Source organism: Klebsiella sp. JN_Kp126 (assembly GCF_033843325.1).
In the GTDB taxonomy this organism is placed as follows: domain Bacteria; phylum Pseudomonadota; class Gammaproteobacteria; order Enterobacterales; family Enterobacteriaceae; genus Klebsiella; species Klebsiella michiganensis.
Map to the genome: position 1 here is coordinate 1 of NZ_JAWXQV010000103.1, position 23,820 is coordinate 23,820.

The 23,820-nt window shown below is 58.3% G+C and carries 18 protein-coding genes; 8 read left to right on the plus strand and 10 right to left on the minus strand.

Going from position 1 to position 23,820, the window contains the following annotated elements; all coding sequences use genetic code 11:
• Positions 1–81 precede the first annotated feature (81 nt).
• Both SIK97_RS29015 and SIK97_RS29020 read right to left on the minus strand, forming a co-directional pair.
• On the minus strand, positions 82–2,445 hold the full coding sequence (locus SIK97_RS29015; RefSeq protein WP_057173025.1) for a TIM-barrel domain-containing protein: 2,364 nt from the start codon (positions 2,443–2,445) through the stop codon (positions 82–84).
• Positions 2,446–2,460: 15 nt separating this feature from the next.
• Complete coding sequence (locus tag SIK97_RS29020; RefSeq protein ID WP_004849139.1) at positions 2,461–3,762, minus strand: MFS transporter; 1,302 nt, start codon at positions 3,760–3,762, stop codon at positions 2,461–2,463.
• A 271-nt stretch (positions 3,763–4,033) separates the two neighbouring features.
• Here SIK97_RS29020 and SIK97_RS29025 point away from each other — a divergent pair, with 271 nt between their 5' ends.
• Positions 4,034–5,134 (plus strand): LacI family DNA-binding transcriptional regulator, encoded by a 1,101-nt coding sequence (locus SIK97_RS29025; protein WP_192845374.1) that lies wholly within the window; start codon positions 4,034–4,036, stop codon positions 5,132–5,134.
• Here the strand turns inward: SIK97_RS29025 and SIK97_RS29030 are convergent.
• From SIK97_RS29030 to moeA, 6 genes are all read right to left on the minus strand, one after another.
• Positions 5,131–6,396 (minus strand): DUF1479 domain-containing protein, encoded by a 1,266-nt coding sequence (locus SIK97_RS29030; RefSeq protein ID WP_032748861.1) that lies wholly within the window; start codon positions 6,394–6,396, stop codon positions 5,131–5,133. The two genes, SIK97_RS29025 and SIK97_RS29030, sit on opposite strands and share 4 nt — an antisense overlap.
• A gap of 136 nt (positions 6,397–6,532) precedes the next feature.
• Entirely contained in the window at positions 6,533–7,348 is an 816-nt protein-coding gene (locus tag SIK97_RS29035; protein ID WP_032748863.1) for a Cof-type HAD-IIB family hydrolase, read from the minus strand.
• 209 nt (positions 7,349–7,557) lie between these two features.
• Positions 7,558–9,990, minus strand: coding sequence for a formate C-acetyltransferase/glycerol dehydratase family glycyl radical enzyme (locus tag SIK97_RS29040; protein ID WP_032748865.1), 2,433 nt, complete (start codon positions 9,988–9,990; stop codon positions 7,558–7,560).
• A gap of 4 nt (positions 9,991–9,994) precedes the next feature.
• Positions 9,995–10,894: a glycyl-radical enzyme activating protein gene (locus SIK97_RS29045; protein ID WP_032748867.1), complete on the minus strand. Its 900-nt coding sequence runs from the start codon at positions 10,892–10,894 to the stop codon at positions 9,995–9,997.
• 152 nt (positions 10,895–11,046) lie between these two features.
• Positions 11,047–11,802 carry a molybdopterin-synthase adenylyltransferase MoeB gene (gene moeB / locus SIK97_RS29050; protein ID WP_032748868.1) on the minus strand — a complete coding sequence of 252 codons (756 nt, stop codon included), beginning with the start codon at positions 11,800–11,802 and terminating at the stop codon, positions 11,047–11,049.
• Positions 11,802–13,037: a molybdopterin molybdotransferase MoeA gene (gene moeA, locus SIK97_RS29055; RefSeq protein ID WP_014837888.1), complete on the minus strand. Its 1,236-nt coding sequence runs from the start codon at positions 13,035–13,037 to the stop codon at positions 11,802–11,804. The genes moeB and moeA overlap by 1 nt, the downstream gene beginning before the upstream one ends.
• Positions 13,038–13,214: 177 nt before the next feature.
• Here moeA and iaaA point away from each other — a divergent pair, with 177 nt between their 5' ends.
• From iaaA to gsiD, 5 genes are read left to right on the plus strand one after another with little or no spacing between them, the layout of a single operon-like run.
• Entirely contained in the window at positions 13,215–14,156 is a 942-nt protein-coding gene (gene iaaA, locus SIK97_RS29060; protein ID WP_032748869.1) for a beta-aspartyl-peptidase, read from the plus strand.
• Positions 14,157–14,168: 12 nt separating this feature from the next.
• Positions 14,169–16,022 carry a glutathione ABC transporter ATP-binding protein GsiA gene (gsiA, locus tag SIK97_RS29065; protein WP_014228532.1) on the plus strand — a complete coding sequence of 618 codons (1,854 nt, stop codon included), beginning with the start codon at positions 14,169–14,171 and terminating at the stop codon, positions 16,020–16,022.
• Between the two features lie 37 nt (positions 16,023–16,059).
• Positions 16,060–17,598: a glutathione ABC transporter substrate-binding protein GsiB gene (gene gsiB, locus SIK97_RS29070; RefSeq protein ID WP_004849160.1), complete on the plus strand. Its 1,539-nt coding sequence runs from the start codon at positions 16,060–16,062 to the stop codon at positions 17,596–17,598.
• Positions 17,599–17,650: 52 nt separating this feature from the next.
• On the plus strand, positions 17,651–18,571 hold the full coding sequence (gene gsiC / locus SIK97_RS29075) for a glutathione ABC transporter permease GsiC (protein ID WP_009653824.1): 921 nt from the start codon (positions 17,651–17,653) through the stop codon (positions 18,569–18,571).
• 1 nt (position 18,572) lies between these two features.
• Positions 18,573–19,484: a glutathione ABC transporter permease GsiD gene (gene gsiD, locus SIK97_RS29080; RefSeq protein WP_009653837.1), complete on the plus strand. Its 912-nt coding sequence runs from the start codon at positions 18,573–18,575 to the stop codon at positions 19,482–19,484.
• Positions 19,485–19,610: 126 nt separating this feature from the next.
• Here gsiD and rimO read toward each other — a convergent pair whose 3' ends face one another.
• Positions 19,611–20,936 (minus strand): 30S ribosomal protein S12 methylthiotransferase RimO, encoded by a 1,326-nt coding sequence (gene rimO, locus SIK97_RS29085; RefSeq protein ID WP_009653812.1) that lies wholly within the window; start codon positions 20,934–20,936, stop codon positions 19,611–19,613.
• Positions 20,937–21,232: 296 nt separating this feature from the next.
• Here rimO and SIK97_RS29090 point away from each other — a divergent pair, with 296 nt between their 5' ends.
• Positions 21,233–21,712, plus strand: a complete 480-nt coding sequence (locus SIK97_RS29090; RefSeq protein ID WP_161506334.1) for a hypothetical protein — start codon at positions 21,233–21,235, stop codon at positions 21,710–21,712.
• A gap of 33 nt (positions 21,713–21,745) precedes the next feature.
• On the opposite strand, the gene SIK97_RS29095 is transcribed toward SIK97_RS29090, so the two are convergent.
• Positions 21,746–22,987 (minus strand): oligosaccharide MFS transporter, encoded by a 1,242-nt coding sequence (locus SIK97_RS29095; protein ID WP_025108077.1) that lies wholly within the window; start codon positions 22,985–22,987, stop codon positions 21,746–21,748.
• 379 nt (positions 22,988–23,366) lie between these two features.
• On the opposite strand from SIK97_RS29095, the gene bssR reads away from it, so the two are divergent.
• A complete protein-coding gene (bssR, locus tag SIK97_RS29100; RefSeq protein WP_004849210.1) occupies positions 23,367–23,750 on the plus strand; it encodes a biofilm formation regulator BssR in 384 nt (127 codons plus the stop codon).
• Positions 23,751–23,820 lie beyond the last annotated feature (70 nt).

A 23,820-nucleotide genomic window follows, 5' to 3' on the forward strand; every position in this document is an offset into this window, starting at 1 on the left:
CAAGGCGCGTTAAGCGCCGCCCCCGGGAGCAGAGCGCAGAGTGGCTGAATTTCCCAAAGGCGCTGCTGCGCCTTATCCGCACTACACCCGCCACTCGCTCCTTTCTTCACCGTTCACCAGCAGCCTGCGTTTTTCCCCCGCCGGCAACGACACCTTCAGCGCTTTCCACGCCGGACGATAATCGCCGCGCGCGTTCACCTTCAGGTTGATGCTGGCGCTATCGCAAACCATTTCCCATTCTACCCACAGCGCATGGCCATTCTGGTAGCCCCAGCTTTCGCCATCATCTTCAAACAGCAGGCCGCGACGGGTCCCCACGCCCTTCAGCGGGAACAGCTTCAGCTCGCGGCAATCGTCTTTTTGCGCATCGACGTGGCGGAAACGCTCGCTCAGCGGCAGGCCTGCTCCGGCGCGAACCAGCAGCGGCAGTTTTTCCAGCGGCGCATCAAGGACGATCCACTGGCCTCCCGCGAACCACTGGTGGCTATCAAAGTCGTACCAGCCGTCCTGATTGGCCGGCAGCCAGACGCGGCGCTGACGTGCGCCGGGTTCGACGACGCTGGCGACCAGCAGATCGCGACCCAGCAGGAAGTCGTCGCATTCGGCAAACGTCTGCGGATCGTGTTCGTGATCGAGGAAGGTCGGACGCAGCATCGGTTCATCGTCGGCGTGAGCCTGCCACAGCAGCGTATAGAGATACGGCAGCAGACGATAGCGCAGCTCAATGGCTGAACGGATAGCCGGCGTGACTTCCGGGTACATCCAGGCTTCGTTGACCGTCTGGTCGTCATTCCACGAGTGAATGGTAAAGCGCGGATGCATAACGCCGTTTTGTACCCAGCGTACGAACAGCTCCGGGTCCGGTTTATCGCCAGAGAAGCCGCCAACATCGTGGCCGACGTTGAACAGCCCGGAGAGGCTCATTCCCAGCCCCATGCGGGTGTTATAGCGCAGCGTATCCCAATTGGTACGGTTATCGCCGCTCCAGGTCTGGACGTAGCGCTGCATCCCGGCGCAGCCGGAGCGAGAGATCAGGTACGGTCGTTTGTGCGGCGCAAAGCGCTGCTGAGCCTCCAGCGACGCGCGCATCATCAGCAGCGGCATGACCGGGCGAATATGTTTAATGGCAATTTCCTCGCCAAACCCGTAACAGCGGGCTTCGCCGTCCCAGACTTCATACTCGTTATTATCGTTCCACGTGGAGTCGATACCCATCTCCAGCAGCTGGGTTGTCACGCCTTCCTGCCACCAGGCGACGGTCTGCGGATTGGTAAAGTCAAGGTGCGACCCTTCGTCATCCCAGAAGCTGGAGCGCTCGGGAGCATCCGCCTGTGAATCGCGGATAAAAAGCCCGCGCTCCGCGACCTCGTTATAGCGCGGATGGTCCTGCAGCAGGCAGGGCTTAATATTGGCGGCGAGCTTCAGTCCGGCATCGTGGAAGGCCTGGCTCATCACCTTCGGCTGCGGCACCTTGTCGTTGTTCCAGTTAAAGACGTAGCGCTTGCCGTCAATCGAGGTATAGCCGGAAGAGAGCTGGAACGAATCGCACGGAATGGCGTGTTCATCACACAGGCGGATGAAGTTCATCAGCTGGTTTTGCGCATCCGGCGCGTCGGTGTAGTGCATCGTCGAACCGCTGTAGCCAAGACTCCATTTCGGTCCGAACAGCGTTTTGCCGGTCAGGCGTACGAATGCTTTGGTGATATCCAGTACCCGTTTGCCGGAGAAAAGATAGTAATCGATGTCGCCGGCTTCCGCCTGCCAGCGGCGATAGGCGGTATGGTAATTATCGATTTCGTTGCCGAGATCCAGCCAGCAGCTGCTCAGGTTGTCGTAAAACAGACCGTAGCTGACATCGCTACGCTGCGCGATGGTAAACGGAATATGTTTGTACAGCGGGTCGGTGCTCGCCGCGTTATAGCCCATGGCGTCGAGGTTACGCATCTCATAGCGCTTCCCGTTTCGCTGCAGATCGCCGGCTTTTTCGCCCAGACCGTAGAAGCGTTCGTCTTTGCGTCGGCTCAGGTAGTGGGCAACGCCGTCGCCGTGCGCATTCGCCAGGTAGGCGCTGGTGGGGCGGTCGTTAACCAGCGGCTGCCACTCGCCGGCCTCATCGCGATAGCTCCATTCCAGCCACAGCGGCTGGTGGACGGTGACGCGCAGCTGGTCGGTGGCGATGCTCAGGGTATCGCTATGCTCCGTGAGCTGCCAGGCGGGGAGGCTAAAGCCGCTCAAATCTTCGCGCGGGCGCCCTTCCCAAGGCACGTCCTGCTGGGGAGCGATACTCCAGGTGCGATCCAGCGCCAGCTGGCCGTGCCGCTTTAGCAGCACGCGGAACATATTCTCTTCCAGCACGTACAGACACAGGGTGTGCTGGCCGTCTACGATCAGCTCAACGTGGTGGTCCAGCCGTTGGTGCAAAGTCCAGTTTTTCGAAGTCTTCATTTTTTACATCCACTCTCAGGCGCGTTTTGCGCGACGTTCAGCAATAAATGCCACCAGGAATACCGCGCCAATCAGGTCAAAGAACCCCATGGCGATAAATAGCGGGTTGAAGCCGATTTTGTCGGCGGTGACGCCAATCAACAGCGAGAACAGAAAGCTGGCGATCCAGGCGGCGGAGCCGCGCATCCCGTTCACGGTCGCCATCTGTCCTTTATCGAACGACTCCACCACCAGCGCGCTGAGCATGCAGGAGATGATCTGGTGGCCGAAGCCGCCTATCGAAATCAGCACGATGGTGATATATGGATCGCGGGTGATCGCCACGGTGGCGAGCGAAATCATCAGGAAGGCGCCGGTGACGGAGCTGGCGACCACCGAGTTCACTCGCGAACAGCCGAACCAGCGGGTATACAGTTTGGTCAGATAGCCGCTGGCGACGCTGCCGAGGTCGGCCGCCAGAAACGGCAGCCAGGCAAACATGGCGATTTGTTTTAAATCCATGCCGTGCTCTTTCGCCAGGTAGAGCGGTACCCAGAAGCTCAGCACCGCCCAGGCGGGCTCAGCCATAAAGGCCGGAATGGCGATACCGTAGAAGCGCTTGTTTTTCGATACGGTTTTTAGCGCGGTAAAGAAGGGTAGTTTGACCGGTGGCGCTTCATTGTCCTGCTGGATCAGCGCCAGCTCAGCTTTACCGAGGTTAGGGTGTTTTTCCGGGTTATGATAGAACGCCCACCACAGCACGACCCACAGCAGCGCCAGCGCGCCGGTGAACATGAATGCCCCCTGCCAGCCGAACGAAGCGTGTGCGAAGTAGATAATCGGCGGCGCCAGCATGGCGCCCACGGAGAAGCCGACGCCCGCCCAGCCTGCCGCGATCGGCCGCTCGGATTTTGGAAACCACTCACCCAGCGTTTTGGCGTTGGCTGGCGTCGCCGCCGCCTCAGCGCCGCCCATGAAAAAGCGCAGAATCGCCAGGTGCAGCCAGCTCCCCGCCCCGGCATGGGCGATGCAGGCGATGGCCCACAGGGTGGCGCAGATCATAAAGCCGAGCTTGAGGCCAATAACGTCGATAAGCCAGCCGCAGAGCGGCTGGAAAATGGTGTACGCCAGCTGAAAAGCGCCGACTATCCATGAGTACTGTTCAGTGGTAATACCCAGGGAGGTTTTTAGTTCCGGGGCGATAATCCCCAACGAATTACGCGTGATGTAGTTAACGGTGACGCCGAGTAAAAACAGCACCAGCATCCACCAGCGCAGGTTCTTCACTATGCGGCGCGATTTACTGACCGCCATATCATTATTGAGGCCTTGGCTCATAGAACTCTCCACGAGACATGTAGTAGGGAAAATTGACCAACCCGCTTGCTGAGTTGTCGCTAAAATTTTCTATTTCGTTGTTTGTTAAGGTTGATGTCTCGACACTATTGGTTGACTAATCTCAAAGGTGTTGGACCAATTCAGGCTAAGGGAGAATGCGAGCGGGCAATAGCGACAATTCTGCAAATATTTTCATGGGACGATCCAGATCGCAGTATGACATCGCCAAATCGCTTAAAAATATTCACATTCTCAATATGAAAATTTTTTCATGAGAAAAGTAGAGCGCGATCACAAAATGGATAAAAAGCTGAAAGTGAGCGAAATCGCGGCGCGTACCGGGCTGTCGGTGAGCACGGTATCGCGGGTGCTGGCGGGAAAAGCAAATACCAGCGCCAGGGCTCGCCAGAGGGTACTGGAGTGCGCCCGCGAGCTGGGCGTGATGGAGGGTATCGCCGCCGGGCGAATGCTGCTCAATAATCTGGTGGTCTTTGCCCCTCAGCGCGCTTTCGATGAACGCACGGATATTTACTACTATCGGGTGATTCAAAGCATCAATAGCGCCCTTATGCCGCATGAGGTACACCTGCGCTATTGCGCGCTGGAAGAGAACGACAGCGATGCCAATTTGTTTTTGCAGCGCATGCATGAAGCATCGACCCAGGCCGCGATTTTACTGGGTATCGACGATCCGCATATTCACGATCTGGCGGCCGATCTGGCGAAGCCCTGCGTGATGATTAACTGCCACGACGCGGGAATGCGTTTACCCTCCGTCGCGCCGGATCATCGGCTGATCGGCCAGTTCGCCGCCCGGTATCTGTTTGAGATGGGGCATCAGGCGATCATGAACGTGATGTGCCTGCGCCGCTATACCATGGAGCTGCGTCTGCTGGGCATTAAGCAGGCGTGGCGGGCGCGGAATCTCCGTTTCGTTGACGGCAGGGATTTACTCGCTGTGGCCAACTTCAGCGCCAGGGATACGGAGGAAAAAGTCGGGGAGTGGCTGGATCAGCGCGGCGATGGCCCGCTGCCGACGGCATTTCTGGTGGGCGGTGATTTTATGGCGGCAGGCACGATCGCCGCTTTACAAAAACGTGGTTTGCGCGTCCCGCAGGATGTTTCCGTCATGAGCATCGACGGCTTTAACCTGGCGGCGATTCAGGATGTACCGCTAACTGCCGTCCACGTCCCACGCGATGAATTAGGGGCCGAAGCGGTACATTTATTACAGCAGAGACTGATCCGTCCCGATGCGCCGCACGGCGCGTTACTCCTGCATGGGACGCTGGCAGTACGCGATTCGGTACGGCGGATACGCGCCGGTAACCGCCGTACCGCCGTTGAAGCGAAGGGGCTATATGATGATTAATTCGCCATCCCCAACGCGCGCTTACCGTGGATATTTAAGTCATCCAGCGTAAAGCGGCCTTCCCAGTCGCTTTCATAATCCTCGCGGGGGAAATCTCCCGGCGAAGCGCCGCGCGCCAGCGCCGCTTTGACCTTCTGCGCGTAGGCGAGGTTTTTCTCGCACATTGGCGCGGCGGGAATATACATCACGTTGCCCCAGCCCTGCTGATTTTCCACCGGCGCGACCGAGTGGATCACGTCGCAGTGCCACCATACCGAATCGCCCGCATTCAGCGCCGGAATAGAGCTTAAGGCTTTGATCAGCAGCGGGTGCCATTTTTCCGAAATCGGCAGCACCTTGCCCGGCGCGACGCCGCACAGCTCATCTTCCGGGACATCATCGAGCAGCGGACGCAGCAGCACGTAAGCCATCGCTTCCGGGATCGGCACCACGTGCAGTAGGCCCTGATCGGGGATCATATCGGAGAGCGCGGTCCACCCCTGGAAGGTGCGGAACACCGAGCATTTGGTGGTGTTGTCGACCGTATACTCTTCGACTTCGGTGCGGTGCGCCGCGTCCCACGGGTCGTAAGCATCAATGTTGCCGTTAAACACGTCGGCAAACACTTTCTGATAGGCCGGCAGCAGCCAGCGCTCCAGGGCGCCGGAATCGGTATGCGCCCCCAGACCTTTCGAGGTAGTCCCCGGCGGGCGGCGGCGAATGCGGTCCGGGTAGATGACGCTGACATCCGGGTCGAACCATTGCTTGCCGTCGCGGTTAAACGTCCACAGACGGTTGAGGAACGACTGCACGGCAGCCATTTCATCGCTCTGTCGCGCCTGCATCTGCGCCTGGGACCAGTAAATTGGATAGATTTCCGGCCGTGATGCCTCCAGCGAGCCGAAAAAGGTATCGCCCGGGCCTCTGTAGACGTCATCAAAATGGTTGCGGTCGAGATAGTCGAGCATTGAGTTATCCCACGCCAGCGCCCGTTCACGAGAAAAATGGCCCTTGATGACCGCGCAGCCGCGACGCTTGATGAGCTCGCGCTGGGCCTCCGTGACCTGGCCACGCGCAATCGCCTCGAACGGGATTAGCGGCCAGACGTCCTGGCCGCTGGCTTTAAGGGCGTCAATTTCTTCCAGACGCGCGGCGATACGCGCGGTCAGCCGATCGAACACCGCCTGTACGTCGCCGATTTGCGCCCGCAGCTCCTGCTTGATCTGGCGGATAGCCGCTTTAGGGTCGGCAGGTAAAGTTTCACTGGTATGGGTAACAGCCATGATGACCTCTCATCTTTCATTCGAAAGTGTTAAATCTTACATATGATAATTTAAGTTAAAATTAAGTTAATGCAAGTTTAAAATTATGCAGAGGTGCACAAAACGGGAAGCCGGGGCGGTCAACCCCGGCGCGGCGTTACTGATTGAAGGGGGCGGCGTGGTCGAGGACGGCCTGAATGACGTTCAGCGCGCCGTCGTGGTTGTTATCATCGGTGGCAAAACGCGACACCGCCTTGATGCTTTCGGCGGCGTTGGCCATCGCGAAAGAGTATTTCACCAGCTTGAGCATTTCCGTATCGTTAGCGCTGTCGCCAATGGCTACGCAGGCCTGCGGCGAGATGTTCCAGCGCTTCAGCAGGCGGCTGATGCCGTTAGCTTTATGCAGGCCGGGGATAATCAAATCGACGAAGCCGAAGCCGCTGGTGACCGGCTTCATGATGCCGTCCAGCGAGACGTGCAGTTTGTCGATAAGCTGCGGGATTTCGCTATCCGGCAGGTTCAGGGAAAACTTAAACAGCGTGTCGTCGATGTCATGATAGCTGCTAATGCGCTGCAGGCGATGGTAGTGCTTTGACATCAGGGTGACGAACGCCTCGGGCGCGCGCTCGCTGACGTAAGCGCTCTCGAGGCCGCAGGCGACGAAGTTGAGCTGCGGGTCTTTCAGCAGTTCGCCAATGACGACCTGGGATTCATGACGGGTGAGTTCGCCGTGGAACAGCTGTTGACCGTGTTCGTAAACCAGCGCGCCGTTCTCGGCAACAAAGGAGATTTGGTCACGGATTTCCGGGAAAAAAGAGATCAGCTGGTAGTACTGGTTGCCGCTGGCGACCACGAACTCAATACCCTGCTGCTGGAGTTGCGCGAACTGCGCAAGAAAACGCGAGCGGTCATACTGCTTGGCGTCATTGAGAAAAGTTCCGTCCATATCGGTGACGATAACTTTAACGGTCATAACACATGCTCCTGGCTTAACTTCGACCAGTAACATTCTAATTACAATGTGATGGGGAGCACAAATTTATTTCGAATGAAAGTTTGCGTTCACCTCTGTGCAGCATAAAATCCCGGATTGCGGCGTAAACGCCTTACCCGGGCTACCGGCCCGCAAACGGCTTCGAACCTGTAGCCCGGCTAAGCGTAGCGCAAGCCGGGGGATGTGACTTACAGCGTATGCTCGGTACGGGCGATAATATCGTCCTGTGCATCCGGCGACAGGGCGGTAAAGAACGCCGAGTAACCGGCCACCCGGACCACTAAATCACGATACTGGTCTGGGTGTTTCTTCGCTTCCAGCAGCGTCTCGCGCGACACGATGTTGTACTGAATATGCCAGCCTTTATGCACCTCGAAGAAAGTGCGCAGCAGCACCATCAGTTTTTGCTTATCGGATTCGTTCTCCAGCGTGGCCGGGTTCAGCTTCTGGTTAAGCAGTACGCCGCCGAGGATTGAGCTGGTCGGCAGTTTGCCCACCGAGCTGATTACCGCGGTCGGCCCGAGATGGTCGGTACCGGAGGCCGGGCTGGCCCCTTCCGCCAGCGGCGAGTGCGCTTTACGGCCATCCGGCGTCGCCATGGTCTGCGCGCCAAACGGCACGTTGGCGGAGATGGACGAGGTGCCGGCGTAGTAGTTGCCGCCGATCGGGCCGCGGCCGTAGCGCGGGTTATGATACAGCTTCAGCTCGTCGATATAGGTCTGGTAGGCGCGAGCCAGCAGCATATCCACGCTGTCTTCATCGTTACCGTATTTCGGCGCGCCGTTGATTAAGCGCTGGCGCAGCTGCTCGTGGGTCAGGCCTTCGAAGTCTTCAGCCAGCGCCTTTGCCAGCTCCTGCTGACCAATAACGCCCTGATCGAACACCAGCTTCTTCACCGCCGCCAGGCTGTTGCCGAGGTTAGCGATGCCGACCTGCAGACCGGAAACCCAGTCATACTTCGCGCCGCCCTGCTTGATGCTCTTCGCGCGCTCGATGCAGTCATCGACCAGCGCCGAGCAGAGAATATCGTGCACGTTCTCTTCCAGCATGGTGTCGACCACGTACTCAATCTCGATAGATTTGCGCGTGTAGTAGCGGATCTGCGTATCCCAGTCGGCCAGAACCTGTTCAAAGTTGTCGAAGTTACCTTTTGACAGCGCATGTTCCTGCGGCAGGAAAACCTGGCCGCTGGTGGCGTCGCGGCCGCCTTCCAGGGTTGCCAGCATGACGCGGGCGAAGTTGATAAAGCTCATCCCGGTGCAGCGATAGCCCCATTTACCGCCGACGGCGGTTTCGATGCAGCCGATAGCGGCATAGTCGTACGCGTCCTGCGGCTCAATCCCCAGCTTGATAAATTCCGGGATGACGATTTCATCGTTGTTGAACGCCGGCATACCGAAGCCGCAGCGGATCACCTGCACGCAGGCGTCGAGGAAGTCGTTGCTCATGCCCGCGTGATAGCGCACGCTGAGGTTAGGCTGAGTCGAACGCAGCCGACCGCAGGATTCCAGGATGGCGTAGGAGAGCGGGTTCACCGCGTCCTGCGCGTTGCCGTCAACCAGATTCTGGCCGCCGATGGTGACGTTCTGGTACAGCGGGCTACCGGCGGAAGCCTTAGAGTGCGAGCCGGAGCGAATTTTGTTCACTTCCAGCAGCTTCAGCCAGCAGCAGTGCAGCAGCTCGATGGCGTGTTCGCGATTCAATGATTGCGCCAGCTCAACGTCGCGGCGATAGTAAGGGTAGAGATACTGGTCCATACGGCCGAAAGAGACCGAGTGACCGTTGGATTCGATCTGCAGAATCAGCTGGATGAAATAGCACAGCTGCAGCGCCTGCCAGAAGGTTTTCGGCGGCTCGTGGGCGATAATATCGCAGTTTTCGGCTATCGCCAGCAGCTCGTCGCGGCGGGATTCGCGGCTCTCCGTCGCGGCCATATTGCGCGCCAGCCCGGCATAGCGCTTACAGTGGTCGCTGACCGCTTCCAGCACGATATCAATGGCTTTAAGGAACTGCTCGCCGTGCAGATCTTCCAGCACTGTCAGGTTAATGCGCGAACGGCGCTCGGCGACTTTCGCCCGCATGCCGTCGAGGCCTTTTTCCAGCAGCAGCGGATAGTTAACCGCAAGGTGAGCGTCGCCGGAGGTCATATTGCCTTCGGCTTTGATAATGCCGGTCGCCAGCAGCGCTTTTTGCTCGTCGGTAAACATGCCGTAGCAGCGATCCTGTACGGTTTGACCGCGCCACCACGGGCACACTTCGTGGAGCACGCGTTTGTTCTCTTCGCTAACGGCAAACCCGGCGCCGGGGCGATCGGCGAGGTCGTCGATCTCTTTTTCGATCCAGCTAACGGTGTATTCCGGGAAGATAGGCGCCGCGCGAACTTCGCTGGCCTGGTTGCCGACGATCAGTTCATCGTGCTTAATCCAGATCGTGCGTTCCGCCAGGTGATGAGCCAGCGCCAGCGCGCGGCGTACCGGGATCGGCTTATCCAGGTGCTGCTGATAGGCTTCGGTATAGTGCAGGGCGCGCTCGGTACAAACCGGCGGCTTAACGATATGCACCAGCGCCATTTTATGCGCCTGAATGCGCGGGCTCAGAGTGTCCAGTTTCAACGTTGTCATAAGGTTATCCTCGTAGAGTCGCCGTTAAACCTTTGCTCTGAGCATAGCGCTGCGCGAAGGCGAGCAGCTCGGGTGCAGCAAGCGGTTTATCCGGAGCGGTATAGGGCTGACTGAGTAATTGGTATTTATTCATGCCTAAGGTGTGGTAAGGCAGGAAGTGGATCTCGCCAACCTGTAAACGGTCAGCGGCAAAATCGGTAATGGCGGCAATATCGCTTTCGTTGGCGTTAAAGCCCTGGATCAGCGGCACGCGAATGATGATTTTCTTTCCGGCCTGCGCGACGCGCTGCAGGTTATCCAGCACCCGGCGGGCGCTGCCGTCCGTCCACTGCTGAAAAATCGCTTCGTTGACGTGCTTGAGGTCGGCGAGAAACAGGTCGATAAACGGCAAAGCGGGTTCGACGTATTTCCACGGCACGTGCAGGCAGGTTTCGACCGCGGTGTGGATCCCCGCGTTGTGGCTGGCCTCAAACAGCTGTCGGGCCAGTTCGGGATTCATAAACGGCTCGCCGCCGGAAAGCGTGACGCCGCCGCCGCTGCGGTCGTAAAACGGTTTGTCGCGCAGCACCGTAGCCATAATTTCTTCGACGCTTTTCTCTTCGCCGCACACGGTTAATGCCGTGCTCGGGCAGCAGTCGCGCAATTTGCCGATATGCGCATCGGTGAGCTTTTCGCGGTGGATAATCAGACCGTCCAGCTTGCGGGTAATCACCTCCGGCGCAGCCTGCTGGCAGAGGTCGCAGCCGTCCAGGCAAAGGCGGGCGTCATACAGCAAATCCGCCGTGCGGGCGCGGCTTTCCGGATTCTGGCACCAGCGGCAGCCCAGCGAACACCCTTTGAGGAAGACAACAGTGCGGATCCCCGGGCCGTCATGGGTTGAATAACGCTGAATGTTGAAGATCATGATTCACCCTCTTATTTGCATATGAAGATTAAATTACTTTCGAATGAAAGTTGTATTGATATAAATCAACAAGCAGAAAGAGGAAGGAGAATGAAGGTTAAAATGCCGCTGCGGGTCACAAAACATCCGGCGACAGCGCCGCCGGAAAAGGGTCAGGGCGTACCGCACACCTCGCAGTGAGGGTTACGCGGCAGCCTCATTTCGCGGAACTGGCAGCGCATAGCGTCGTACATGACGATTTTTCCCGTTGCCGGGCTGCCGTAGCGGGCCAGCAGCTTAATCGCTTCCATCGCCTGCAGCGAACCGATGGTGCCGACCAGCGGCGCCATGACGCCGGCTTCGACGCAGGTGAGGGCGTTTTCGCCAAACAGGCGGCTCAGGCAGCGGTAGCAGGGTTCATCTTCCTGATACGTAAAGACGCTGATTTGCCCTTCCATGCGAATCGCCGCGCCGGAGACCAGCGGCGTTTTATGGCGGAAACATCCGGCGTTGAGCTGGTTACGGATCGCGACGTTGTCGGTACAGTCGAGCACCAGATCGTGGGCGGCGATTTGCGCCGCCAGCGCCTCGTCTTCCAGCCGCGCGTTGAGCGCCGTGAGCTGAACGTGGGGATTAATCCGCGCCAGCGCGGCGCGGGCGGAGTCGACCTTCGGCTGGCCGATGGTGTCGTCGCTGTGCAGCGTCTGGCGCTGAAGGTTGGAGAGCGAGACGGTATCGAAATCGAGCAGGGTTAGCTGGCCGACGCCTGCCGCCGCCAGATACTGCGCGGCGGCGCAGCCCAGCCCGCCGAGGCCGACGACCAGCACGCGGGAGGCTTTCAACTGCTCCTGACCGTCAAAATCGAAATCGCGGAGAATAATCTGCCGGTTATAGCGCAGCATCTCCGCATCGCTCAGCTCCACGCCCATTACAGCCCTCCGAACAGATGATTAAACGGCTCGACTTCCACCCATTCGCCCGCTTCCACGTTGCCGCGCTCGCGTTCGAGAACGATAAAGCAGTTGCCGAGGCTGAATGAACTGAAGATATGCGAGCCCTGGTGACCGGTGCTGCTAACCACCAGCTCGCCGTCGGGACCGCGCTGCAGCACGCCGCGCTGAAAATCGAGGCGGCCCGGCGATTTCTTCAGGCCGGAGGCGGCGCGAACGCGCAGGCGCATCGGCTGAGCTTGCCCGACGTTGCCGGACAGCTTCGCCAGCAGCGGCTGAACCAATTGGTAGAAGGTCAGCGTTGCGGAAACCGGGTTGCCGGGCAGGCCGCAGAACCAGCTGTGGTTGAGCTTGCCGAAAGCGAAAGGTTTACCCGGCTTAATCGCCAGCTTCCAGAAGCCGATTTCCCCCAGCTCTTCGAGGATCGCTTTGGTGTAGTCCGCCTCGCCGACGGAAACGCCGCCGGAGCTAATCACCACGTCGGCCTGCTGGTCAGCCTGAATAAAGGCTTCGCGCAGTTTAGCCGGGTCGTCGGGAATAATGCCGAGGTTAATAACCTCGCAGCCCAGCTCCTGCAGCATCAGGTGCACCGCCAGGCGGTTGGTATCGTAAATTTGCCCGTCGGCCAGCGGCTGGCCCGGTAGCTGGAGCTCATCGCCGGTGGAGAAGACCGCCACCCGCACTTTACGCACCACCTCAACCTCGGCAATCCCCAGCGAGGCGATGACCGGCAGCTCGGCGGCGGTCAGGCGGGTACCTGCGGGGAAGACGACCGCGCCGTGGGCGATGTCTTCGCCAAGACGACGAATATTCTGCCCGTTTTTCACCGGGGCGAGGAAGCGGATACCCTCATCGGTTTGTTCGGCCTGCTCCTGCATCACCACCGCGTCGCAGCCTTCCGGCACCGGCGCGCCGGTCATAATGCGGATACAGGTGCCCGCGGGCCAGACGCCGTCAAAGGGTTGACCGGCGAAGGCCTTGCCGGCCACCGGCAGCGCTGCGCCGTCGGTGAGATCCGCCAGGCGCACGGCGTAGCCGTCCATCGCCGAGTTATCAAAACCGGGAACGTTAAGCGGCGAAACGAGGTCATGGGCGGTCACGCGCGAAAAGGCCTGCAACAGCGGTACGGTATCCGTCGCATTCAGCGGCGTAATACGAGTGAGCATCTGGGTCAGGGCTGTGTCGAGCGGCATCAGTCCGGCGGTAAAATCCATGGGTTTCTCCTGCGGGCAAACATCGAAAACGCCTATTATGGCAGAAAAGAGAGGCGGGCTATATCCCACCTGGCGACAAGCTTTACATCACCGTCCGCTCTTTCTATATTCAAAAATTGTATAGGACAGTCAGCACGATAATGATATTTATACACTTTATCGTTAAGGAATGGCGCAATGGGTAAGGCGGTTATAGCAATTCACGGCGGGGCCGGGGCGATTAGCCGCGCGCAGATGACGCCGGCGCGCGAGCGGGAGTACGTGGCGGCGCTGTCGGCGATTGTCGATAGTGGACAAAAAATGCTGGCTGCCGGGGCCAGCGCGCTGGATACGGTAACCGAAGCGGTCCGGCTGCTGGAGGAGTGCCCGTTATTTAACGCCGGTATTGGCTCGGTATTTACCCGCGATAGCCGCCATGAGCTCGATGCCTGCGTGATGGATGGTTACAGCTTACAGGCGGGGGCCGTGGCCGGGGTTCAGCATTTACGCAATCCGGTGCTGGCGGCGCGGCTGGTGCTGGAGCAAAGCCCGCACGTGCTGTTGATTGGCGAGGGGGCGGAAGCGTTTGCCGCTTCCCGCGGTATGGCGCGGGTCGATAACAGCCTGTTTTCGACTTCCGAGCGTTTGCTGCAGCTGCGTCAGGCGCAGGAGGGGGACGATATCGTGCTCGATCACCACGCCGCGCCGCTGGATGAACGGCACAAAATGGGCACCGTCGGTGCGGTCGCGATGGATCTGGCGGGCAACCTCGCGGCGGCGACCTCCACCGGCGGCATGACCAATAAGCTACCGGGACGCGTCGGCGACAGCCCGCTGCCGGGTGCGGGCTGCTATGCCAATAACGCCAGCGTCGCCGTTTCCTGTACCGGTACCGGCGAAGTGTTTATACGTACGCTCGCGGCCTACGATATTTCGGCGCTGATGGAGTATAGCCAGCTCAGCCTGCAGGAGGCCTGCGAAAGGGTGGTGATGGAGAAACTTCCGGCGCTGGGCGGCAGCGGCGGCCTGATCGCCATCGACAGAGAAGGCAACGTGGCGCTGCCGTTTAATAGCGAAGGCATGTACCGGGCCTGGTGTTATGCGGGCGATACGCCCACGATTGGTATTTATCGCGAATAAGAGGAAAGGGCGTTGCCGCATAGTCAAGAAATCGATGCCGATGATGTTCTGCAGGTGCGCGGCCTGAACGTCGTGTTCAATCAGCAGCAGCAGGCTTTTTCCGCCGTCCGCGACCTGTCGTTTACCCTGCGGCGCGGCGAGACGCTGGCGATTGTCGGCGAGTCCGGCTCCGGGAAGTCGGTGACGTCCCTGGCGCTGATGCGCCTGCTCGACCAGGCGGTCAGCGAAGTGCGCAGCGATGCGCTGCTGCTGCGTCGTCGCAGCCGGCAGGTGATTGAGCTGAGCGAACAGTCTGAAACCGAGATGCGCGGCGTGCGCGGCGCGGATATGGCGATGATCTTCCAGGAGCCGATGACGTCGCTGAATCCGGTCTTCACCATCGGTGAACAGATTGCCGAATCTATCCGCTTACACCAGGGGCTGAAGCATGATGAGGCCCTGCGCGAAGCGAAGAAAATGCTCGATCAGGTGCGCATTCCGGAAGCGGAAGCCATGCTCTCGCGCTATCCGCATCAGCTTTCCGGCGGGATGCGTCAGCGGGTGATGATCGCCATGGCGCTCTCCTGCCGACCGGCTGTGCTGATTGCCGATGAACCGACCACCGCGCTGGATGTGACTATCCAGGCGCAGATTTTACAGCTGATCGCCGTCCTGCAAAAAGAGATGGCGATGGGCGTTATCTTTATTACCCACGATATGGGCGTGGTCGCCGATATCGCCGACCGCGTGCTGGTGATGTATCGCGGCGAAGCGGTGGAAACCGGCAGCGTGGAGGAGATTTTCCGCGCCCCGAAGCACCCGTATACTCAGGCGCTGCTGGCCGCGGTGCCGCGGCTGGGGGCAATGCGCGGCACTTCACTGCCGCGCCGCTTCCCGCTGTTAAACCAGAGCCCGTCGCCGGAGGGGCAGAACACCGTTGTGCCCGGGGAACCGATCCTGAAAGTTCGCGATCTGGTGGCGCGCTTCCCGCTGCGTAGCGGCATTCTCAACCGCATTACCCGCGAGGTGCATGCGGTCGAAAAGGTCAGCTTTGATTTATGGCCCGGCGAAACCCTGAGCCTGGTGGGGGAGTCCGGCTGCGGTAAATCAACGACCGGCCGGGCGCTGCTGCGGCTGGTGGAAACTCAGGGCGGTAGCATCACCTTCAACGGCCAGCGGATTGATACGCTGACGGGCAGTAAGCTTCAGGCGCTGCGCCGCGATATCCAGTTTATCTTTCAGGACCCCTACGCTTCCCTCGACCCACGGCAAACGGTGGGCTATTCGATTATGGAACCGCTGCGCGTGCATCGGCTGCTGGAGGGCGATGCCGCTCGTGAGCGGGTCAGTTGGCTGCTGGAACGCGTCGGGCTGGAGCCGGAGCATGCGTGGCGCTATCCGCACGAGTTTTCCGGCGGCCAGCGGCAGCGCATCTGTATTGCCCGCGCGCTGGCGCTCAATCCGAAAGTGGTGATTGCCGATGAGTCGGTATCGGCGCTTGATGTGTCGATTCGTGCGCAAATTATCAATCTGATGCTCGATCTACAGCGTGAGATGGGTATCGCATTTCTGTTTATCTCCCATGACATGGCGGTGGTTGAGCGCATCAGCCACCGCGTGGCGGTGATGTATCGCGGGCGCATTGTCGAGATCGGCCCGCGCCGCGCCGTGTTTGAAAACCCGCAGCACCCCTATACCCGTAAACTGATGGCCGCCGTTCCGGTGGCCGATCCTGCGCATCGTCGTCCGCAGCGCGTGCTGCTCTCAGACGAGCTGCCGGGCAACATCTTCAAGCGGGGCGAAGAGGGGATCAGTACGCCGTTACAGCAGGTGGGACCGGGGCACTTTGTCGCCAGAGAGCCCGCCGCCGACGTGCTGGCGCGCTAACAACGACACCAATAATGCAGCATTTCAGGAGAACAACATGACTCAACGCGTTTCAGGCAAATGGCTGTTGGCGCTGGGCGTCGCTTCGGCGCTGACAGCGGCTCCGGCCTTTGCCGCAAAAGATGTGGTGGTGGCGGTCGGCTCTAACTTTACGACCCTCGACCCGTATGATGCTAACGACACGCTGTCGCAGGCCGTCGCGAAGTCGTTCTATCAGGGGCTGTTCGGCCTTGATAAAGAGATGAAATTGCAAAACGTGCTGGCGGAAAGCTATACCGTTTCCCCGGACGGCCTGGTGTATACCATTAAGCTGCATCCGGGGGTGAAGTTCCAGGACGGAACCGAGTTTAATGCCGAAGCGGTTAAGGCCAACCTCGATCGCGCCAGCAATCCGGAAAATCATCTCAAGCGCTATAACCTGTATAAAAATATCGCCAGCACCGAGGCGGTTGACCCGACAACGGTGAAAATCACCCTCAAACAACCTTTCTCTGCGTTTATCAATATCCTGGCCCACCCGGCGACGGCGATGATTTCTCCGGCGGCGCTGAAGAAATATGGTAAAGAGATTGGTTTCCATCCGGTTGGCACCGGCCCGTACCAGCTCGACACCTGGAATCAGACCGACTTCGTTAAAGTGAAGAAGTTCGCCGGTTACTGGCAGCCGGGGCTGCCGAAGCTGGACTCCATCACCTGGCGTCCGGTCGTGGATAACAATACCCGCGCGGCGATGCTGCAGACCGGCGAAGCGCAGTTTGCGTTTCCGATCCCTTACGAGCAGGCGCCGCTGCTGGCGAAAAACAGCAAGCTGGAGCTGGTGGCCAGCCCGTCGATCATGCAGCGCTATATCAGCATGAACGTGACGCAGAAGCCGTTTGATAACCCGAAAGTGCGCGAGGCGATTAACTACGCCATTAACCGTCAGGCGCTGGTAAAAGTCGCCTTTGCGGGCTATGCCACCCCGGCGACCGGCGTGGTGCCGCCGTCAATTGCCTACGCTGAAAGCTACAGCGCCTGGCCGTACGATCCGGCGAAGGCCCGCGAGCTGCTGAAAGAGGCGGGCTATCCGAATGGATTTAGCACCACGCTGTGGTCGTCGCACAACCACAGTACGGCGCAGAAAGTGCTGCAGTTTACCCAGCAGCAGCTAGCGCAGGTGGGTATTAAGGCGCAGCTGACGGCGATGGATGCGGGCCAGCGCGCGGCGGAAGTGGAAGGTAAAGGGCAGAAAGAGAGCGGCGTACGCATGTTCTATACCGGCTGGTCGGCGTCGACCGGAGAAGCGGACTGGGCGCTGTCGCCGCTGTTCGCGTCGCAAAACTGGCCGCCGACCCTGTTCAATACGGCTTTCTATAGCAATCCCCAGGTGGATAAAGACCTCAACGACGCGCTGAAAACCACCGATGCGCAGGAAAAAACGCGGCTGTATAAAGACGCGCAGGATACTATCTGGAAAGAGTCGCCGTGGGTGCCGCTGGTGGTAGAGAAACTGGTCTCGGCGCACAGTAAAAATCTGACCGGATTCTATATCCAGCCGGATACCGGATTTAGCTTTGAACAGGCGGATCTTAAGTAGATAGCTGCGGGTCCCCGGGCGCAGGCTGCGGGGACTTCGCGCAAGGAGAAGCATGCTCAATTATGTGATTAAACGCCTGCTGGGGCTGATCCCCACGCTGCTGATTGTGGCGGTGCTGGTGTTTCTGTTCGTGCATATGCTGCCTGGGGACCCGGCGCGGCTGATTGCCGGACCGGAAGCCGATGCTCAGGTGGTGGGAATGGTGCGCCAGCAGCTGGGGCTCGATCGGCCGCTGCACGTGCAGTTCTGGCACTATATCAGCAATATTGTGCAGGGGGATTTCGGTACCTCGATGGCCTCGCGTCGCCCGGTAAGCAGCGAAATCGCCAGCCGTTTCATGCCCACGTTCTGGTTAACGCTCGCCAGCATGAGCTGGGCGGTGATCTTCGGTATGGCGGCGGGGATCGTGGCGGCAGTCTGGCGCAACCGCTGGCCGGATCGCCTGGGAATGGCGCTGGCGGTAACCGGCATCTCGTTCCCGGCGTTCGCGCTCGGCATGCTGCTGATGCAGGTCTTTTCCGTTGAGCTGGGCTGGCTGCCGACGGTGGGCGCCGACAGCTGGCGCCACTATATTCTGCCTTCGCTGACCCTGGGCGCGGCGGTAGCGGCGGTGATGGCGCGCTTTACCCGCGCCTCGTTCGTCGATGTCCTGCATGAAGATTATATGCGTACCGCGCGGGCGAAAGGCGTCAGCGAAACGCTGGTGGTGCTCAAGCACGGCCTGCGTAACGCGATGATCCCGGTGGTGACCATGATGGGGCTGCAGTTCGGCTTTTTGCTCGGCGGTTCAATCGTGGTGGAGAAGGTCTTTAACTGGCCAGGCCTCGGGCGTCTGCTGGTGGACTCGGTGGAGATGCGCGACTATCCGGTGATTCAGGCGGAAGTTCTCCTGTTTTCGCTGGAGTTTATTCTTATTAATTTAGTGGTGGACGTGCTGTATGCCGCCATTAATCCGGCTATCAGGTACAAGTAAGGTGCGATTGCTCAACTGGAGAAGACAAGCGGCTATCAACGCGATGCCGGGGATTAAACCCGGGCAGATACGTACCCCGTGGCACGAGTTCTGGCGGCGGTTTCGCGGTCAGCCGGTGGCGATGGGGGCGGGGGTATTTGTTCTGCTGCTGATTGCGGTGGCGATTGTGGCGCCGTGGATTGCGCCGTTCGACGCGGAAAACTATTTTGATTACGACCGGCTCAACGACGGCCCGTCAATGATGCACTGGTTCGGCGTTGATTCGCTGGGGCGGGATATCTTTAGTCGGGTGCTGGTCGGTGCGCAGATCTCGCTGGCCGCCGGGGTACTGGCGGTATTCATCGGCGCGGCCATCGGCACCGTACTTGGGCTACTGGCCGGGTATTACGAAGGCTGGTGGGATCGCATCATTATGCGTATCTGCGACGTGCTGTTCGCTTTCCCGGGGATTTTGCTGGCAATTGCGGTCGTGGCGGTAATGGGGAGCGGGATGTCGAACGTCATCATCGCGGTGGCGATCTTTTCGATCCCGGCTTTTGCGCGTCTGGTGCGCGGCAATACCCTGGTGCTTAAGCAGCAGACCTTTATTGAGTCGGCGCGCAGCATCGGCGCCAGCGATGCTACCATCCTGTTTAATCATATATTACCCGGAACGGTATCATCGATTGTGGTCTACTTTACGATGCGTATCGGGGTGTCGATTATCTCCGCTGCCAGCCTGTCATTTCTGGGGCTTGGCGCGCAGCCGCCGACGCCGGAGTGGGGGGCGATGCTCAACGAGGCGCGGGCGGATATGGTGATGGCGCCGCACGTGGCGCTGTTCCCGGCAATCGCGATTTTTCTGACGGTGCTGGCGTTTAACCTGCTGGGTGACGGCCTGCGCGATGCGCTGGATCCGAGGATAAAAGGGTAGGCGTTCGAGGATTGCGCAGCCCGGACAGGTGTCCGGGAAAGCACACCGCACGTTAATCCTGTGCGCTTTTGTCGCCCGGATAAGGCGCGCGAGCGCCTTCATCCGGGATAGGTTAAGCGGGCGGAATTAAACCCGGCTGCCCCACAGATCGTATTCGTCGGCGTGCTCGACTTTCACCCGCACAACGTCGCCCGGTTTGACTTTACTCTCACCGTTCAGGTAGACCGCGCCGTCGATTTCCGGCGCATCGGCCATGCTGCGGCCAATTGCCCCTTCTTCATCCACTTCGTCGATCAGCACCATAATTTCACGACCGACTTTCTCCTGCAGGCGCTCGGCGGAGATCTGCTGCTGCAGCTGCATAAAGCGGTTCCAGCGCTCTTCTTTCACCTCTTCCGGCACCTGATCCGCCAGCTCGTTGGCGGTCGCGCCTTCCACCGGGCTGTACTTGAAGCAGCCGACGCGGTCGAGGCGGGCCTCCTTCAGGAAGTCGAGCAGCATCTGGAAATCGTCTTCCGTTTCACCCGGGAAGCCGACGATAAAGGTCGAGCGCAGGGTGAGTTCCGGGCAGACTTCGCGCCACTGCTTGATGCGCGCCAGCTGGCGGTCGGCGGAGCCCGGACGCTTCATCATCTTGAGAATACGCGGGCTGGCGTGCTGCAGCGGAATATCGAGGTAGGGCAGAATTTTGCCTTCCGCCATCAGCGGGATTACATCATCGACGTGCGGGTACGGATAGACGTAGTGCAGGCGCACCCAGATACCGAGCTTCGCCAGCTCTTCGCACAGGCTAACCATACTGGTTTTGACCGGCATACCGTTGTGGAAACCGCTGCGATGTTTGACATCAACGCCGTAGGCGGAGGTGTCCTGAGAGATCACCAGCAGCTCTTTGACGCCGGCGTCGGCCAGGCGTTTGGCTTCCGCCAGCACTTCGCCAATCGGACGGCTGACCAGATCGCCGCGCATTGACGGGATGATGCAGAAGGTGCAGCGATGGTTGCAGCCTTCGGAAATTTTTAAGTAAGCGTAATGACGCGGCGTCAGCTTCACGCCCTGTTCCGGCACCAGGCTGAGGAACGGGTTGTGTTTAGGCTTCGGCGCGTAGTGGTGGACGTGTTCCAGCACCTGTTCATAGCTGTGCGGGCCGGTAATTTCCAGCACCTTCGGATGCACTTCGCGGATCTGATCTTCTTTTGCGCCCAGGCAGCCGGTGACGATCACTTTGCCGTTTTCTTTCAACGCTTCGCCAATCGCTTCCAGCGACTCCTGCACGGCGCTATCGATAAAGCCGCAGGTGTTAACGATAACCATATCAGCGTTATCGTAGGAGGGAACTACGTCATATCCTTCGGTACGCAGTTCAGTCAGGATACGTTCTGAGTCCACGAGGTTTTTCGGGCAGCCCAGAGAGACAAAGCCGATCTTCGGCTGAGGGGTGACATTGCTCATAGCTTAAAAAGTGTTCAATTATTGGGATGGTCAGGGCAGGGATTCTACAGAGATCGGCGGAAAGTTTATACTCCTTTTCTTGTTAGCCTGGCTATGTCCGTGTTTCTTTTTATCGGGATGATTATCCAGATTGTTAATCAAAATAAGGGAGTTATTCACCTTTTATCTTGCAACCCGGGGAAGTCGGTTTAGATCTGGTTTAACCTGAAGCGGTAAAATAGCCGCTGCTTTCAGTCTTTATTTTTATCAGGTTTCCCATGTTTAAAAAGTTGGGTGGTTTCGTCTGCGCGCTGGCCATGATTGGCGCGACGCCCGTTTATGCCAACGAGATGGCGTTATATTCGGTCAATACCGGTTCCTTTGTTTATCACATGACCGGCAATCACGGTCAATATAACGAAAAATTCAATAACCAATTTTTTTCCGTTGAGCGCAAGCTGTCAGCGGATTCAAAGTACAGCCTGTTGGCCGGCACCATGAAGAATAGCTTTGCCGACCGCTGCCTCTCTTTAGGAGCGAGGAGAGACTGGTACGCGGGGGCAAGCGGCTGGACGTTCAAGGGCGTCTATGCCTATACCGGCGAGTTTTTCTTTAAAGCCTTTCGCGATTGCGGGGATTCAGGCACCTATCGAACGGCGAAGAAAATCACCGGCGTCGGTTTCTCTCCCTATATTTATCATGGCCTGCAGTACAATTTTACCGATTATTTCGGCGTGGAAACGGGCATTATCGTCCCGGCTATATTTGTGATGAGCGTGCAGTGGAGCTTCCGCTAATTTGCCCGAAAAAGGCTTCCGGGCGAATTTTAATTAATGGCTTTGCGCAACGCCAGCGCCTGGCGCAGCCCCCGGCGCGGTCGGTTCTCTATTGTCGCGCAGCGTAAATACCGAGATCAGCGTAAACAGCCCGGCAATGCCGCCCAGAATATAATAGGTATGCGCGAAGCCGATGGTGTCGTACAAATACCCGGCCAGCGGCGAGTAAATCGCGGTGGCGATGGAGGCGACGAACAGCACCAGCAGGTAGACCGTCGAGGAGAGCTTGTTGTCGAAGTTGGCGGCGATAAATTTAAACACCGACACCAGAATCAGCGGTTTTTCCAGCGCATGCATCATTTTGACCGCGCCGATCCACACCGGGCCCAGCGGAATCGCGGAGCCGACGATACGCACCGACATGATCAGTCCGGCGATGATCAGCGCCCATTTCGCGCCGGTGCGGTTTACGAACCACGGCATCAGGCATAAAAACAGCGTCTCGCCGCATACCTGAATGGAGGCCAAAATGCCGTACCAGCGATTGCCTTCTTCCGGCGTCGGGAACTGCAGAGAAAAGTACTGGGCAAACTGCTGATCGTAGGTGTCGTAGATTTGCGTGACGAACAGGGTAAAGACCAGCAGCATCCAGAACTGGCCGTTCTTCGCCAGCTCCAGGGCATGCGAAACTTTCAGCGCGCTGGTTTTCTGCATTTCCGCTTCGGTCAGCTCGATTTTGGTCAGCATAAAACAGAGCGCGGCAATCACAATGGCGATACTCGCCAGCCAGAAGGCGAGGTTCGGATTGCTGTCGATATACTTGCCGACGATCCACGCGGCGGCGGCCCAGCCTAACGATCCCCACATTCTTACCCGGCCATATTCGAACTGGTAGCGCCGCGAAATTTTATCAATATACGAATCAATCACCCCGCAGCCGGAGTTAAAAATTATTCCCAGGTATACTCCGCCAAGCAGCGCACCCAGCCAGAAGCTGTGCACCAGCAGCGGCGCGTACAAATAAATAAAGAACGGGCCTACCGGTAGCAGCATGGCGACCAGGATCCAGATCAGCCGCTTTTTCAGGCCGAACTTATCGGAAATAAAGCCGAAGAAGGGCTGCATCAGCAGGGCAATAAAGGCGTTGACCGAGTAGAGCAGGCCGGTTTTCGTTGCGCTAATCCCGAGGTGCTGAGTCGTCCAGATCACAAAGAACGCCATGGTCGAGGACCAGGCGAAGAGATAGAGGAAATCGAAAAGACTCAACAAGATATAGTTTCTTTTGCCGGGCGTCATCATTTCAGTTCCTTCAAGCGATAGAGATAAAGGTTACAAACAGGATCGATATGCCTGCCGTTCTTATTGGATGTTATACGTAATACATTTTATTTGATGATATGACACCCGGCGGCATTTTCTGGCAACGTGAATTGCGCTAATTTGTGATCATTACTGCAATAAATGATTTTATATCCCAGGGTTGGAATTTTTACTTTTATGAGAGCGTATAACATTTTGGGCTTTCAGGAGATGATGTCGCAGGTGGGGATTTTAAGCTTCGTTGTAACATTGTAAAGGATGTTAATGACCTGAGAATTATTGATCTGCCTCATCGTTTTGTACAAAAAATAACCATATTATGGTTGTGGTAAAGGACGACAGAGGAGGAACCGCGATGAGCGTTGACAGACTATATCGTAACCTGATGAATAAGCTGATTAATGCCAACATTGATCTCGATGCTTATTTACAGCTGCGTAAAGCAAAAGGCTATATGTCAGTCAGCGAAAACGACCATCTACGTGATAACTTGTTTGAACTGTGCCATGAAATGCGTCAACACGCGCCGCGCCTGCAGCACGTCGTTGCGCCGGAGGAAAAGGATGCCCTGCGGCTGGCGGGCGAAGCCGTCGCTTCCGCGGCGGTGTGCCTGCTGAGCGGACATCATGACTGCCCGTCCTACATCGCTGTCGACGTAGATAAGCTGGAAAGCTGCCTGGCGGTATTGCGGCTAAATATTCATAAATTGAATGATTCCAAGCCCATTACTCATGCCTGAGATCGGGGGGAGCCTGCTCCCCCCGATTAATGTTATGTAAAAATCCCTTCCCGTTTTCCCACGCTGGCTA

Bases quoted from the DNA above. Each gene is read 5' to 3' on its own strand.
- SIK97_RS29015 (WP_057173025.1), bottom strand. From the start codon at position 2,445: ATGAAGACTTCGAAAAACTGGACTTTGCACCAACGGCTGGACCACCAC.
- SIK97_RS29020 (WP_004849139.1), bottom strand. From the start codon at position 3,762: ATGAGCCAAGGCCTCAATAATGATATGGCGGTCAGTAAATCGCGCCGC.
- SIK97_RS29025 (WP_192845374.1), top strand. From the start codon at position 4,034: ATGAGAAAAGTAGAGCGCGATCACAAAATGGATAAAAAGCTGAAAGTG.
- SIK97_RS29030 (WP_032748861.1), bottom strand. From the start codon at position 6,396: ATGGCTGTTACCCATACCAGTGAAACTTTACCTGCCGACCCTAAAGCG.
- SIK97_RS29035 (WP_032748863.1), bottom strand. From the start codon at position 7,348: ATGACCGTTAAAGTTATCGTCACCGATATGGACGGAACTTTTCTCAAT.
- SIK97_RS29040 (WP_032748865.1), bottom strand. From the start codon at position 9,990: ATGACAACGTTGAAACTGGACACTCTGAGCCCGCGCATTCAGGCGCAT.
- SIK97_RS29045 (WP_032748867.1), bottom strand. From the start codon at position 10,894: ATGATCTTCAACATTCAGCGTTATTCAACCCATGACGGCCCGGGGATC.
- moeB (WP_032748868.1), bottom strand. From the start codon at position 11,802: ATGGGCGTGGAGCTGAGCGATGCGGAGATGCTGCGCTATAACCGGCAG.
- moeA (WP_014837888.1), bottom strand. From the start codon at position 13,037: ATGGATTTTACCGCCGGACTGATGCCGCTCGACACAGCCCTGACCCAG.
- iaaA (WP_032748869.1), top strand. From the start codon at position 13,215: ATGGGTAAGGCGGTTATAGCAATTCACGGCGGGGCCGGGGCGATTAGC.
- gsiB (WP_004849160.1), top strand. From the start codon at position 16,060: ATGACTCAACGCGTTTCAGGCAAATGGCTGTTGGCGCTGGGCGTCGCT.
- gsiC (WP_009653824.1), top strand. From the start codon at position 17,651: ATGCTCAATTATGTGATTAAACGCCTGCTGGGGCTGATCCCCACGCTG.
- rimO (WP_009653812.1), bottom strand. From the start codon at position 20,936: ATGAGCAATGTCACCCCTCAGCCGAAGATCGGCTTTGTCTCTCTGGGC.
- SIK97_RS29090 (WP_161506334.1), top strand. From the start codon at position 21,233: ATGATTGGCGCGACGCCCGTTTATGCCAACGAGATGGCGTTATATTCG.
- SIK97_RS29095 (WP_025108077.1), bottom strand. From the start codon at position 22,987: ATGACGCCCGGCAAAAGAAACTATATCTTGTTGAGTCTTTTCGATTTC.
- bssR (WP_004849210.1), top strand. From the start codon at position 23,367: ATGAGCGTTGACAGACTATATCGTAACCTGATGAATAAGCTGATTAAT.